This window comes from Janthinobacterium sp. SUN073 (assembly GCF_030397665.1).
In the GTDB taxonomy this organism is placed as follows: Bacteria; Pseudomonadota; Gammaproteobacteria; order Burkholderiales; family Burkholderiaceae_D; genus Janthinobacterium.
In genome coordinates this window covers 306,511-320,662 of record NZ_JAPUBT010000001.1, presented here as the reverse complement: position 1 = coordinate 320,662, position 14,152 = coordinate 306,511, and the positions used below count along the sequence as shown (strand labels likewise).

At 63.5% G+C, this 14,152-nt stretch carries 11 protein-coding genes; all 11 read left to right on the top strand.

The features are described 5' to 3' along the window. Positions 1–5: 5 nt before the first annotated feature. The 11 genes from O0882_RS01595 to O0882_RS01545 all read left to right on the top strand — a co-directional run bounded on the left by O0882_RS01595 (position 6) and on the right by O0882_RS01545 (position 14,096). Positions 6–725 carry a hypothetical protein gene (locus O0882_RS01595; protein WP_289944805.1) on the top strand — a complete coding sequence of 240 codons (720 nt, stop codon included), beginning with the start codon at positions 6–8 and terminating at the stop codon, positions 723–725. Positions 726–870: 145 nt separating this feature from the next. Next, entirely contained in the window at positions 871–1,071 is a 201-nt protein-coding gene (locus tag O0882_RS01590; RefSeq protein WP_010399897.1) for a DUF465 domain-containing protein, read from the top strand. Between the two features lie 94 nt (positions 1,072–1,165). After that, entirely contained in the window at positions 1,166–3,169 is a 2,004-nt protein-coding gene (locus tag O0882_RS01585) for an ATP-dependent DNA helicase (protein WP_289946775.1), read from the top strand. 271 nt (positions 3,170–3,440) lie between these two features. After that, the gene (locus O0882_RS01580; RefSeq protein ID WP_100873878.1) at positions 3,441–4,046 is read left to right on the top strand and encodes a toll/interleukin-1 receptor domain-containing protein; all 606 of its coding nucleotides are present in this window, start codon (positions 3,441–3,443) and stop codon (positions 4,044–4,046) included. Positions 4,047–4,065: 19 nt separating this feature from the next. After that, positions 4,066–6,534, top strand: a complete 2,469-nt coding sequence (locus tag O0882_RS01575) for a tetratricopeptide repeat protein (RefSeq protein WP_289944802.1) — start codon at positions 4,066–4,068, stop codon at positions 6,532–6,534. A 94-nt stretch (positions 6,535–6,628) separates the two neighbouring features. Next, on the top strand, positions 6,629–7,366 hold the full coding sequence (surE, locus tag O0882_RS01570) for a 5'/3'-nucleotidase SurE (RefSeq protein ID WP_099762953.1): 738 nt from the start codon (positions 6,629–6,631) through the stop codon (positions 7,364–7,366). A 9-nt stretch (positions 7,367–7,375) separates the two neighbouring features. Next, on the top strand, positions 7,376–8,266 hold the full coding sequence (locus O0882_RS01565) for a protein-L-isoaspartate(D-aspartate) O-methyltransferase (RefSeq protein WP_289944799.1): 891 nt from the start codon (positions 7,376–7,378) through the stop codon (positions 8,264–8,266). A gap of 58 nt (positions 8,267–8,324) precedes the next feature. Further along, a complete protein-coding gene (locus tag O0882_RS01560) occupies positions 8,325–9,242 on the top strand; it encodes a peptidoglycan DD-metalloendopeptidase family protein (RefSeq protein ID WP_289944797.1) in 918 nt (305 codons plus the stop codon). 8 nt (positions 9,243–9,250) lie between these two features. After that, a complete protein-coding gene (rpoS, locus tag O0882_RS01555) occupies positions 9,251–10,282 on the top strand; it encodes an RNA polymerase sigma factor RpoS (protein WP_289944794.1) in 1,032 nt (343 codons plus the stop codon). Between the two features lie 132 nt (positions 10,283–10,414). Beyond that, complete coding sequence (rlmD, locus tag O0882_RS01550) at positions 10,415–11,758, top strand: 23S rRNA (uracil(1939)-C(5))-methyltransferase RlmD (protein WP_289944792.1); 1,344 nt, start codon at positions 10,415–10,417, stop codon at positions 11,756–11,758. Positions 11,759–12,155: 397 nt separating this feature from the next. Next, the gene (locus tag O0882_RS01545) at positions 12,156–14,096 is read left to right on the top strand and encodes a glycosyl hydrolase family 18 protein (RefSeq protein ID WP_289944790.1); all 1,941 of its coding nucleotides are present in this window, start codon (positions 12,156–12,158) and stop codon (positions 14,094–14,096) included. The last annotated feature ends 56 nt before the right edge of the window (positions 14,097–14,152 follow it).

Genomic DNA, 14,152 nt, shown 5'->3' with positions numbered 1-14,152 from the left:
ATATGATGGCAAATACACTATACAAGCTGGGCGCGGCGCTGGGCCTGGTCCTGGCATTGTCCGGCTGCGCGCACCAGGGTGCCGCGGCGTTGGATGAGGTCGGTGCACCGCAGGTGCCCGCCACCTTGTCGGTGGAAGAAGCGGACGCCAAGCTGAAGCAGTCAGCCAGCGAGCGCGAGGCGGCGGAAAATGAGTTTGCCGCGCGGGAACTGGAGTGCTACAACAAGTTTTTCGTGAATAACTGCCTCGACAAGGCCAAGGAAAAGCGCCGCCTGATCCTCGTGCGCCTGCGCGCCGTCGACGCGGAAGCGAATTACTTCAAGCGGGCCGAGTCCGTGCGCCTGCGCGATATCGACCTGGCCAGGACGCAGGAAAGTGCGCGCCTCGACGCCGAGCAGCGGGCTGCGGCCATGCCCAAGCCCGTGAAAGTGGTCATGCCCGAGCCGGCGCCGCCCAAGCCGGAAGGCAAGAGCGTTGCCGAGCGCGAGGCTGCGCAAGCGGCGAAGGTGGCGAAGCAGGCCGCTGCCGCCGCCGCCGAAGCGCCGCGCCGCGCAGCCCGCGAGGCAGACTATGCGCGCAAGCAGGCTGACGCCGTGGCGCGCCAGAAAAGAGTGGCGCAGCGCCTGGCCGAGCGCCAGGCCGAAGCGCAGGCCAAGGCTGCCAAGGCGGCTGCGGATGCTGCCAGCACGCCAGCAGCTGCCGGGCCTGTGCCGCCTGCCAAATAAGACCTGCGTGCGTGGGGCATGCCGGAAATGGCGTGCCCTAACGCGCGCGGCGGGTTAAACTATGCACTTGCCGGTGATGCCGGCGTCAATGGCTGCCTGCGTACGTTGCGCGCGCCTGTTACCAACACTGCCTGGAACGCAACACATGAGCGATGCACAGCATATAGAGCGGCGCCTGATTGAACTCAACGTGGAGCACCGTGACCTCGATGCCGTCATCGAGTTGCTGATACTCGATGGTCACCATGACGAGCTGCAGCTGCGCCGCCTGAAAAAGCGCAAATTGCAATTGAAGGATCACATCACCTTGCTGAAAATGCAGTTGGTGCCCGACGTTCCCGCCTGAGGGGCGCCAGTAGCGTCCAGTCCAGCCTTCACTTAAGTATATTTTGACCGATCACAATTTATTGCCAGTAAACCCAGAAGGCCAGCCTGCCGATCTGCCAGCCAGTCTGCCAGCCGAACCCCAGGCGGCCCCTGGCAAGCACGATGCCGACATCGAGCGCCTGTTCGGCGCGGGTGGTCCGCTCGGTCCCGCCGTAGGCAGCTACAAGCCGCGCCGTTCGCAAACGGAAATGGCCAAGGCCATCGCCCACGCCATCGACAGCCAGACCACCCTGATCGCCGAGGCGGGCACGGGCACCGGTAAAACCTTCGCCTACCTGGTGCCGGCCCTGATGTGGGGCGGCAAGACCATCGTATCTACCGGCACGAAGAACTTGCAGGACCAATTGTTCCTGCGCGATATCCCCTCCGTGCGCGCCGCGTTGCAGGCACCCGTCTCCGTCGCCCTGCTGAAGGGCCGCTCGAACTACGTCTGCCACTATCACCTGGAACGCACCTTGCAGAACGGGCGCATGACCTCGCGCGACGACGTGGGGCATTTGCGCGAAATCTCGCGCTTCATCAAGATGACCAGTTCGGGCGACAAGGCGGAACTGGCCAAGGTGCCGGAAAACGCCATGATCTGGAATCTGGTGACGTCCACGCGCGACACTTGCATGGGCGCCGAGTGCCAATATTACCAGGATTGCTTCGTCATGAAGGCCCGCAAGGAAGCCCAGCAGGCCGATGTGGTGGTGGTCAACCACCATCTGTTCTTTGCCGACGTGGCCCTGAAGGACACGGGCGTGGCGGAATTACTGCCTTCGGCCAATACCATCATCTTCGATGAGGCGCACCAGTTGCCCGATACGGCCACTTTGTTCTTTGGTAACACGGTGTCGACCTCGCAAATCCTGGAACTGTGCCGCGACGTGCTGGCCGAGGGCCTGGCGCACGCGCGCGGCATCGACTGGGCCAAGACGGTGACGGTGGTGGAAAAGGCGGCGCGCGACCTGCGTTTGACCTTCCCGCAGGATATCGTGCGCCTGTCCCTGCCGCAAATCGCCCCGTCGAGTGATTTCTTTCCGGCGCTGGACACCCTCAAGGATGAACTCGACGGCATGGTGGCCGTGCTGGAAACCCAGGCGGAACGGGCGGAAACGCTGGAACAGTGCCGCGTGCGCGGCGTCGAGCTGGCGCAGCAGCTGAGCGGCTGGAAGTTCGATCCGAAGGCCAAGGTAGCGGCCGGCGAAGAAGCCGTGTTCTGGGTGGAGGCGTTTTCCAGCTCCTTGCAGTTGCATAAGACACCATTGTCGATCGCGCCGATCTTCAACAACCAGCGCGAAGGCACGCCGCGCAGCTGGATTTTCACGTCCGCCACCCTGGCCGTGAAGAACGATTTCAAGCATTTTTCGGGACAGATGGGCTTGACGGGCGAACCGTCGCACACCTGGCCGAGCCCCTTCGACTATGGCCAGCAGGGCTTGCTGTTCGTGCCGCAAAACCTGCCGCAACCGAACTCGCTGGGCTACACGGATGCCGTCATCGACTGCGCCTTGCCCATCATCGAGGCGGCGGGTGGGCGCACCTTCTTCCTGTGCACCACCTTGCGCGCCGTCAAGCGCGCGGCCGAGCGCCTGGCCGACGAATTCAAGCAGCGGGGCTTGAACTACCCCCTGTTCGTGCAGGGTGACAAGGGCCGCACGGAATTACTCGATCAGTTCCGCGCCGCCGGGAATGGCGTGCTGATCGGCAGCCAGAGCTTCTGGGAAGGCGTCGACGTGCGCGGCGACGCTCTCTCTCTGGTGATCATCGACAAGCTGCCGTTCGCGCCGCCCGACGATCCCGTGCTGGCCGCGCGCATCGAAGTGATGGAAAAGCAGGGCAAGAACGGTTTCATGCACCATTCGTTGCCGGAAGCCATCATCAATCTGAAGCAGGGCGCAGGCCGCCTGATCCGTGACGAGGGCGACCGCGGCGTGCTGATGATCTGCGATCCGCGCCTCATTTCCAAGCCGTATGGCAAGCGCATCTGGCAAAGCCTGCCACCGTTCAAGCGCACGCGCGATACAAACGAAGTGGTGGAGTTCTTCCGCAACCTGCCCGCCAAGGGCGCTTAAGTCTTCGTTGCCGGCGCCAGTTGCGCGCCGGCATATTTCCCTTTGTTATCAAGATCATGGCGTTTTTGCGCCGTGTTTTCCTGCGCGCCAGTCATGCCAACAATGGGCGTGATCGCGCCAGTTTCTGGCTTTTTTTCGCATGTCCAGGACGCCAGACAAATCTTTGCGCCAGCGCAAACTGAGCTGTTACCGGGCGGTCTACAGTGAGCGCATGCCTTGCAGGATGAAGGCGCGGCATTGGCAGGGCCGCACGGGGAACAGGGGGGATGCCATGGAGATCCGCTACGGCTGTTTCTTGAGCTATGCACACGGCCAATATGCGTTCATGAACAAGTTCAAGAATGATCTCATCGAGGCGCTGGCTTGCTATCTGGAACCGCACCTCGACCGTGAAGAAGTGCTGTTCATCGACAGCGAGCAACTGGGCGGTGGCGACGATATCGACCTGCGCGTGGCGCGCGCCATGTGCCAGAGCGTCTGCATGATCGTGCTGTACACGCCCAAATATGAAGCGCATGGCTATACGCGGCGTGAATTTGCTGCCATGCAACTAATCGAACAGGAGCGGCGCGCCTGGTATGAGCTGCCCAGCCACCTGATCATCCCCATCATCATGACGCGCCATCCGGACGGCTTGCCGCCACAAATCACGGAGTCGGGGCTGTACGTCGATTTCTCCGGCTATACGCTGGCCAGCGGCGACCTGAAGTCGAATCCGCAATACCTGCCCGACATCGACCGCATCGTGCAGCGCATCGCCACGCATTACCACTTGCTCAAGCGGTCAACCCCGCCCGGCCACGATTGCAGCCGTTTCGTGTTGCCCGATATTCCACCGGAATGGCGCGCCATTCCGCCTCCCCACTTTCCGCGTTAATCACGTAAAAGGTCCTGTCATGGAATGCCAACGCCTCTCCCTGCCACCTTTGAGCGCCCCTGGCGAAGTCGTCACCTTCTATTCCTACAAGGGCGGTACCGGCCGTACCATGGCCCTGTCGAACATCGCCGTCCTGCTGGCGCGCCGTGAAAACGCCAGCGTGCCCGTGCTGATGCTGGACTGGGACATGGAAGCGCCGGGCCTGCACCATTATTTCGAGCAGCACGAGGAACGGCCGGGCGTGCTCGAGTTCTTCGAGGCGTGCCGCCAGCAGCTCGAGCGCATCAGCCTGGAAAATGGCGGCGGGCAGGCCCGGGGGCGCGAAGATGCCGGCTGCGACGATGCGGCGCTGGCGCAACGCGTGCTCGACGCCATCGACTGGCAGCAATACGTGGTGCGCGTCGACCAAGGCAGCCCGCTGTACCTGATGCGCGCGGGGCGTTTCGATGCCAGCTACAGCGAACGCCTGGCGCAGATGCGCTGGGATCAGCTGTTCGACACTTGCCCGGCCCTGTTCCGCTGCTTTGCCGATACCCTGGCCCAGCATTTCCGCTACGTGCTGGTCGATTCGCGCACGGGCCGCACGGACAGCGCCGGCATCTGCACCACCTTGCTGCCGAAAAAGCTGGTGGTGGTCTTCACGCCGAACCGGCAAAGCCTGGAAGGCGTCGATGCGCTCGTCACCCGGGCCATCGAGTACCGCCGCAGCCATGAAGACGAACAGCGTCCGCTGCTCGTCTACCCCTTGCCCTCGCGCATAGAAATGGGCGATGGTGCACAGCGGGCCGAGTGGCGGCGCGGCGACGCGCACAAGGGCATCGCCGGCTTCCAGCCCATGTTCGAGCGCCTGCTGCGCACTTCCTACGGTTTGCCGCAGGTTGCCCTCGACAGCTATTTCGACGAAGTCCAGCTGCAGCAGACGAAGACCTTTGCCTATGGCGAACAGCTGGCCGTGCGCATCGACCAGGGTGGCGACCGTTTTTCCCTCACGCGCACCTTCGAAGCCTTCTTGCACTGGATGACGGGTGGCTACTTTCCCTGGCAATCGAGCCGTGAAATCGCCTTGCTGGGCGCCATCAGCGAAGCGCGCCAGGCCTTGCTGCTGGAACCGGGCCGCGCCGTGGCCCTGCCGCTGGCGCGCGACCTGGCCCGCCTGGGCGAGCTGTACCGCAAGGACGGGCGCAGCGCGCAGGCGCTCGATGCATTTCGCCAGAGCGTCGAGATCCGCGTACGCCTGCTGGGCGAGGAGCATCCCGACAGCCTGGCGTGCAAGAGCGGCATGGCGCGCCTGCTGCGCCAGCTGGGCAAGCTCGATGAAGCGCGCTTCCTGGAAGAAGACGTGCTCGACGTGCGCGAGCGCGTGCTGGGCAGCGAGCATCCCGACACCCTGGCCGCCCGGGCCTGCCTGGCGCAAACGTTGTTGCTGCAGGGGGAAATGGCGGCGGCGCTGCTGTTGCGCGATACTGTGCTGGCAAGTTACGCGCGCCAGCTGGGCAGCGAGCATCCGCTGACCCTGGAAGCGATGGATGGCCGCGCCGCCACCTTGCTGCGCATGGGGCGGCTGGCGCAGGCGCAGCAAGTGCTGGGCACGGTGGTGGCGGCGCGCGAGCGCCTGTTTGGCGCCGAGCATGGCGATACCTTGCGCAGCAAGCTGGCCCTGGCGCAGGCGCTGGGGCGCGCAGGCGACCTGGAAGGCGCGCGGCGCCTGTTCGCTGCCGTGCTGCAGGTGCAGGAGCGGCGCCTGGGCAGCGACCATGCGGCCACCTTGGCCACGCGCGACTTGCTGGCCGATATCGTGGCCGGGCAGGGCGACTGGGCTGGCGCGCGCCAGCTGCACGAAGACCAGGTGGCGGCGCGCGAGCGCACGCACGGGCTCGACCATCCTGAAACTCTGATGAGCCAGCGCAAGCTGGCCGAGGCGCTGCTGCGGCGAGGCGAACTCGATGCGGCGCGCAGCGTGCAGGAGCAGGTGCTGGAAGTGCATGCACGCCTGCTGGGCGAAGACCACCTTGATACCTTGCACAGCAAGAAGCAATTGGCCGGTACCCTGCAGCAGCAGGGCGACAGCGAGGCGGCGCGCCTGCTGGAAGACGCGGTGCTCAGCGGCAGCGACCGGTTGCTGAATGCGCCCGTCACGGGGCATGCGGACAGCGTGCTGGACGGCGCCCGGCATTTGCAGGAAACCATCCTGGCCGGCCGCGCCAGCGGGCAGGACGTGGCCGAGCCGGACACCCTGGCCAGCATGATCTCGATGTTGCAAGGCATGATCGAGCGCGAACAGTATGCGCAGGCGGGCGAACTGGCCGAACATTTGAAGTCCGGTCTGCTGCGCCCGGGCGTGCCGGGCAAGCTGCGCAGGCGCGGCATGGCGCAGCTGAAAAGAATGTATAAATTGCAAGGCGACCTGAATGCCTTGCTGGCCTTGCAGGAGGATGAAGTGCAGGCGCTGGAAGGGGCGTTATCGGAAGCGCGCATCGAGCAGCGCTGACGCCTTGCGCCATGTCAGCGCGGCGACATAAATAATGCTGCCATTCGGCGCGTGGCACGCGCAGTGTTGGCATTGCTTCAGGTAAAATCTCGTTATGAGAATTCTTATCAGTAACGACGACGGTTACCTGGCGCCAGGCTTGGCGGCGCTGGCCGACGCGCTCGCGCCCATTGCGGAAATCGTCGTGGTGGCGCCCGACAGCAATCGTTCGGGCGCGTCCAATTCGCTGTCCCTGGACCGGCCCCTGTCCGTGCACAAGGCTGCCAACGGCTTTTATTTTGTCAACGGAACGCCCACCGACTGCGTGCACGTGGCGCTGACGGGCATGCTCATCGAGCGCCCCGACCTGGTGGTCTCCGGTATCAACAACGGCCCCAACATGGGCGACGACACCCTGTATTCGGGCACCGTGGCGGCCGCCACGGAGGGCTACTTGTTCGGCATTCCCGCCATTGCCTTTTCCCAGTCGCAATTCGGCTGGGCCAACCTGGACGCGGCCGCCCGCGTGGCGCGGGAAATCGTCGAGCGCCAGTTTGACGCCCTGCAGAAACCATATTTGCTGAATGTGAACATCCCCGCCATTCCATACGAACAATTGCAAGGCATGGCGGCCACGCGCCTGGGCAAGCGCCATTCGGCCGAGCCCGTGATCCGCGCGCTCGATCCCCGTGGCCGTGAAATCTTCTGGATCGGCCCCGCCGGCGCCGCCAAGGAAGGCGGGCCGGGCACGGACTTTTACGCCGTTGAACATGGACAAGTCTCGATCACGCCGCTGCAGATCGACCTGACCCATACCACCCAACTCGATGCACTGGCAAAAGGCCTGGCATGACCGCTCACTATGACTGACAAGCCGCGCACCTTCCCCCTTACCCTCGATTCGCTGGCCGGCAAGCCCGCCAGGCAGGGCGGGGGGCAGTCGCTGGCGCAGTCGCGCATTGCCACGCCGCAGACGGCGACGCAAAATGCGGCGCAAAATGCGGCCAGGGGAGGCGCGCCGTACCACGCTGCCACGCCGCCCATCGCACCGTCGCGGGCCCAGGCCATCGCCAATGAGCGGGCGCAGCCAGCGGTGCTGTCGCCGCCGCGGCAAAATCCGCTGGTGTCGGAGGCCGTACGCCGGGCCATGGTGGCGCGCATCGCGAAACAGGGCGTCAAGGACCAGGTGGTGCTCGATGCCATGCAAGCCGTGCCGCGCCATTTGTTCATGGACGAGGCGCTGGCGTCGCAGGCGTATATCGACGCCTCCTTGCCCATCGGCCATCACCAGACCATTTCGCAGCCGTACATCGTGGCGCGCATGATCGAAGTGATGCGCCAGGGCGGCAACTTGCAGCGCGTGCTGGAGATCGGCACGGGCTGCGGTTACCAGGCGACGGTGCTGTCGCTGGTGGCGAAAGAGGTGTATTCGATCGAGCGCATCCGGCCCCTGCACGAGCTGGCGAAGGCCAATCTGCGTCCGCTGCGCGTGTCAAATCTGCGCTTGCAGTACGGAGATGGTATGCTTGGCCTGCCGCAGGCGGCGCCCTTCGACGGGATCATCCTTGCCGCAGCCGGCCTGGAAGTCCCGCAAGCCTTGCTGGAACAGCTGGCGCCCGGCGGGCGTCTGGTTGCGCCGGTGGGGGCTAAATTGCAACACTTGCAACTCATTACCCGGGTGGGGAAAATGGAATGGACCAGCCAGACCCTGGAAGACTGCCATTTCGTGCCTTTGCGCCCGGGCACCATATGATCCCCGGATCAGCTGGAAGGCAGGACCTGAATATACATGCGAATGATTAAGAAAACGAATGATTAAGAAAAACAATGTACTCCTCTGCAGTCTTGCGCTGGCCGCCCTGTTGAGCGGTTGCGGCACCACGGGTGTCCAGGCACCCGTCGTGGAGCGCCATCCATCGGGCAGCAGCGCCGCCGCCAGCGATCCGCGCGACCGCGACCCGGCCTATTACACGGTCAAGCGCGGTGACACCCTGTTGCGCATCGCTCTGGAACACGGTCAGAATTACCGCGACCTGGTGGCCTGGAATGACTTGAGCAACCCGAACGACATCAAGGTCGACCAGGTATTGCGCGTGCTGCCGCCGAATGGCGACACGGGCGGTGCGCAAACATCGGCCATCGTCATGCCGCCGGTGACGGAAACCAAGCCGGCCGCACCCGTCGTGCCGAAGAAAACCGGCCCGCGCGGCGAGAAGCGCGCGTATTCCGACGCCACTCTGGCCGAATTGCGCGCCGATGGCGGCAGTGCCGACGCCAAGCCTGCGCCAGCGCCGGCAGCAGCTGTCGCCGCCGCACCGGCCGCCGCCGCGGCAGCCCCTGCCGCATCGGCGCCTGGCGACGAGAAGATCAGCTGGATGTGGCCGTCCGAAGGCAAGGTCATCGGCACTTTCGACGAAGGCAAGAACAAGGGCGTCGATATCGCGGGCAAGGCGGGCCAGCAGGTGGTGGCGGCCGGCGCGGGAAAAGTCATGTATGCCGGGAGCGGAATCCGTGGTTATGGTAATCTTGTCATCGTGAAGCACAGTAATAGTCTGTTGTCGGCTTATGCGCATAACCGCAGCATCCTGGTGAAGGAAGGGCAGAACGTCAACAAAGGCCAGGCCATCGCCGAAATGGGCGATTCCGATGCCGACCGCGTGAAGCTGCACTTTGAAATCCGCCAGCAGGGCAAGCCTGTCGACCCTTCGAAATTCCTGCCTAACCGTTAGGTAAAGCAATGACACACGCGCCGCACGATCAGCTGGACGATGAGCCGGAACTGCCGGAAGACGGGGCAGACGAAGTCGTGACGGACGATGCCGGCGAACTCGACGGTGTTGATGCCGTCGACGCGGGCGAGGGCGGCGAGGTGGCCAGCGTCAGCGTGCTGGTCGAAAGTGTCGATGAACTGAAAAAGGTGCTGGCGGCCGAGCTGTCGACCGATACCACGCAGCACTACCTGAACCAGATCGGCACGCGGCCATTGCTGACGGCGGTGCAAGAGGTGCATTACGCCACCCTGGCCAAGCAGGGCAATTTCGAGGCCCGGCAAACCATGATCGAGCACAATCTGCGCCTGGTCGTGTCGATCGCCAAGCATTACATCAACCGCGGCGTGGTCTTGCTCGACATGATCGAGGAGGGCAATATCGGCCTGATGCGGGCCATCGACAAGTTCGAGCCTGAACGCGGGTTCCGTTTTTCCACCTATGCCACCTGGTGGATACGCCAGAGCATCGAGCGCGCCATCATGAACCAGGCGCGCACGGTGCGCCTGCCCGTGCACATGGTGCGCGAACTGAACCAGATCCTGCGCGGCAAATACCACCTGGAAGCCCAGCACCACGATGGCAAGGATGCCACCGCGGAAGACATCGCCCACCTGGTGGGCCGTCCCGTGGAAGAGGTGCAGGATATCCTGGCCCTGTCCGAGCACGCCACTTCGCTCGACGCGCCGCTCGACAACGATCCGCAATCGTCGCTGATGGACATGCTGCCCGGCGCCAGCGAAGACAGCCCCGACGCGCGCGCGGAACACCATGAAATGACGGTGCTGGTGCGCGACTGGCTGACCAAGCTGCCCGACAAGCAGCGCGTGGTCATCATGCGCCGTTTCGGCCTGGACAACGACGATCCGGCCACGCTGGAAACCCTGGCTGAAGAAATGGGCGTGACGCGCGAACGCGTGCGCCAGATCCAGCAGGAAGCCCTGATTAAACTCAAACGTGCCATGGCGGCACGCGGCGTGGTGCGCGACTCGTTATTGTAAGACGCCCGCTCCCGGTAATTCCGGGGCCGCATCTGCTATCATACGCCCCGCTCGCGGCGCCTGACCTTTCCCCCATTCTTTCAAGTTCCAGCGCGGCCCTGCGTCCTGGCCCACTCTTACCTATTGATCGCTATGCAAGAAAATATCATCGAAATCAAATCGCTCGACATGGACGCCCGTGGCGTTGGCCATATTGAGAACGAAGACGGCTCGCCGGGCAAGGTCGTGTTTGTCGAAGGCGCATTGCCGGGCGAGCGCGTCAGCTTTGTGACGTACAAGAAAAAGAAGAACTGGGAAATGGCCCGCATGACGGTGCTGCACCGCGAATCGTCCATGCGCGTGACACCCAAGTGCAAGCATTTCGATAACTGCGGCGGCTGCTCGATGCAGCATCTGGAGCCGTCGGCGCAGGTGGCGATCAAGCAGCGCGTGCTGGAAGATAACTTGTGGCATATCGGCAAGGTGCGTCCGCAAAGCATCATGCGTCCCATGTATGGCCCGACCTGGGGCTACCGCTACCGCGCGCGCCTGTCCGTGCGCCACGTCAAGAAGAAGGATGCCGTGCTGGTGGGCTTCCATGAAAAGAAATCGGCCTTCGTTGCCGACATGGATAGCTGCGAAATCTTGCCACCGCACATATCCGCCATGCTGCTGCCGCTGCGTGGATTGATTGCTTCGCTGTCGATCTTCGAGCAGATGCCGCAGATCGAGCTGGCAGTCGGTGAAGACGTCACCGCCATGGTCTTGCGCATCATGGCGCCGTTGACGGCGGACGATGAAACGAAATTGAAAGCCTTTGCCGACGAGTACGGCGTGCAATGGTGGCTGCAGGTGAAAGGGCCGGAAACGGCCGTGCCGTTCTATCCGCTGGACAAGCAGTTGCACTACCTGCTGCCGGAATTCGGCGTCAAGATGCCGTTCAAGCCTGTCGATTTTACCCAGGTGAACCACCACATCAACCGCGTGCTGGTGTCGAAAGCCCTGCGTTTGCTGGAAGTGCAGCCGACCGACCGCGTGGCCGACCTGTTCTGTGGCCTGGGCAATTTCACCTTGCCGCTGGCCACGCAAGGCAGCGCAGTGGTGGGCATCGAAGGCAGCACCACCCTGACGGAGCGGGCGCTGGAAAACGCGCTGGCCAATGGCCTGGCGGAAAAAACCTCGTTCTCGACGCGCAACCTGTTCGAAGTCACGACGGACGACCTGATCGCCTTGGGCCGTTTTGATCGCATCCTCGTCGACCCGCCGCGCGATGGCGCCATGGCCCTGTGCCAGGCATTGGTCGGCCTGTCGCAAGTGCGTCCCGACCTGTTGCCGAAACGCATAGTGTACGTCTCGTGCAGCCCGTCGACCCTGGCGCGCGACGCCGGCATCCTGGCGCTGGAAGCGGGCTATGTGCTGAGCAAGGCGGGCGTGGTGAACATGTTCCCGCATACTTCGCACGTGGAATCCATGGCAGTGTTTGATTTGCCTCAATAAGTTTGCATAGCGCGGCGGGTGGCCAGGCAGGCACCCGCCGCCGCTGTATTGAATGGCACAGCAAGCTTCCCCAATACCAGTTGCAGCGTGTTATAAAACTGGTCTGTCTTTTCCCGATCCAGCGTCTTTTTGCATCCTCCCTCTGCCGTTTTTTCATTGTCCAGTAGGACAACACGCCGTTCGCCTGGGCCGCCGCGTTTTTTGCGCGAAGTGGTATTGCACACTTTGAGGCCACTTCAAAACCACTTGACCGCCTATTTTTTCAGCAGCATGCTGTTCTTGCAACTGCAAAAAACAAAATCACAGGGTAGCTTTTTATTGAAACAGAGTGGTATTTCCGCAAACCTGAACAGGAGACAGCGTGGAAAATTTAATACTCAAAAAAACAATCAGGAACATGATGGTATGTCTGGCCAGTGGTGGCGTGCTGGCGGCATGCGGTGGCGGTGGCGACGCCAGCGCACCGGGCGGCTCGCAATTGCTGGCGGCCAGCACGGTGGTCGCCTGCGTGCCATGGCAAGAGGGTGGCACCTATAACGCGGGCACGGTGGTCACATACCTGGGAGCCAATTACACGGCCCTGGTGACGCAGACCGACCACGTGGGCTCGGGCTGGAACCCCGTTTCCACGCCTAGCCTGTGGAGCGCGGGCGGCACGTGCGACGGCGGCACCACGCCGACCCCGACACCGACACCGACTCCCACGCCAACCCCGACGCCGACACCGACACCGACACCGACACCGACACCGAATCCAACCCCGACACCCACGCCGACGCCGACACCAACGCCTGCCGGCGGCACCTGCGCGCTGGCATGGGTGGCCGGCACGGCTTACAGCGCGGGCGCCACCGTCAGCTACGGCGGCACGAATTACCGCGCCAACTACTGGACGCAGGGCGACAACCCGTCGACCAGCAGCGGCGGCGCCGGCACGGGCAAGCCATGGACCAGCCTGGAGATCTGCAGCACCACGCCAACGCCGACACCGACCCCGACGCCGACACCGACACCGACACCGACACCGACACCGACCCCGACGCCGACCCCGACGCCAACGCCGACCCCAACGGGCCGCGAAGTGGGGTCGTACTTCGCACAGTGGGGCGTGTATGGCCGCGACTATGAGGTGGCGAACGTGCATTCCAGCGGCGTGGCCGACAAGCTGACCTTCATCAACTACGCTTTCGGCAACATCTATCCGAAAAATGGCGGCTACGAATGCGCCATGATCACCAAGACGGAACCGGGCGCGACGAATCCGAATTCGCCGGACGCGGGTACGGGCGGCGATGCCGAGGCCGACTACATCCGCACGCCGAAGCGCACCGTCGATGGCCAGGCCATCCCGTGGGACGCTCCATTGTCGGGCAACTTCCTGCAGCTGAAAAAGCTGAAGGCGGCGCACCCGAACCTCAAGTTGTTCATCTCGCTGGGCGGCTGGAGCTGGTCGAAGAATTTCTCCGTCGGCTCGGCCACGGACGCGCTGCGCAAGCAGATGGTGCGTTCCTGCATCGATATCTACATCAAGGGCAACTTGCCGGTGCAGGGCGGGCGCGGTGGCGCGGGCGCGGCGGCCAACATCTTTGATGGCATCGACATCGACTGGGAATACCCGGTCGGCGGCGGCCAGCCATACAACACGGTCAGCCCCAACGACAAGCGCAACTTCACCTTGTTGATGGCGGAATTCCGCAGCCAGCTCGATGCGCTCGGTGCCGCCAATGGCAAGCGCTACCTGTTGACGGCGGCCGTCGGTGCCGGCAAGGACAAGATCGACAACACGGAACCGGCCCTGTACTCGCAGTATATGGATTGGATCAACCTGATGACCTACGACTTCCACGGCGGATGGGAAAACAGCACCAACTTCAATGCCCAGTTGTTTGCCGACCCTGCCGATCCATCGACGGGCATGGCGCGCGAATACGTGGGTGACAAGGCGGTGCAGTACATGATTGCCGCCGGCGTGCCGCGCGACAAGCTGTTGCTGGGCATCCCGTTCTATGGCCGCGGCTGGACGGGCGTGGCGCCAGGACCGAACGGCGATGGCCTGTACCAGGTGGCCACGGGCACGGCGCCAGGCACCTACGAGTCGGGCATCGAGGACTATAAAATCCTCGTCGCCAAGACCGGCACGCGCTATTACCATCCCGTGACCAGGCAGCTGTACCTGTACACGGGCGCGGGTGGCCAGTGGTGGAGCTATGACGACCCGACCGTCATCGGCACCAAGGTGAAGTACGTGAAGGACCAGGGCTTGCGCGGCGCGTTCTCGTGGGAACTCGATGGCGACGCGAATGGCGTGCTGGCGACGGAGGTGTGGAAAGTACGGTAATGCGTCGTTAGGGTAGGGTGCGGCCGGACGGTGCATGCTGTCCGGCCGCTGATGCA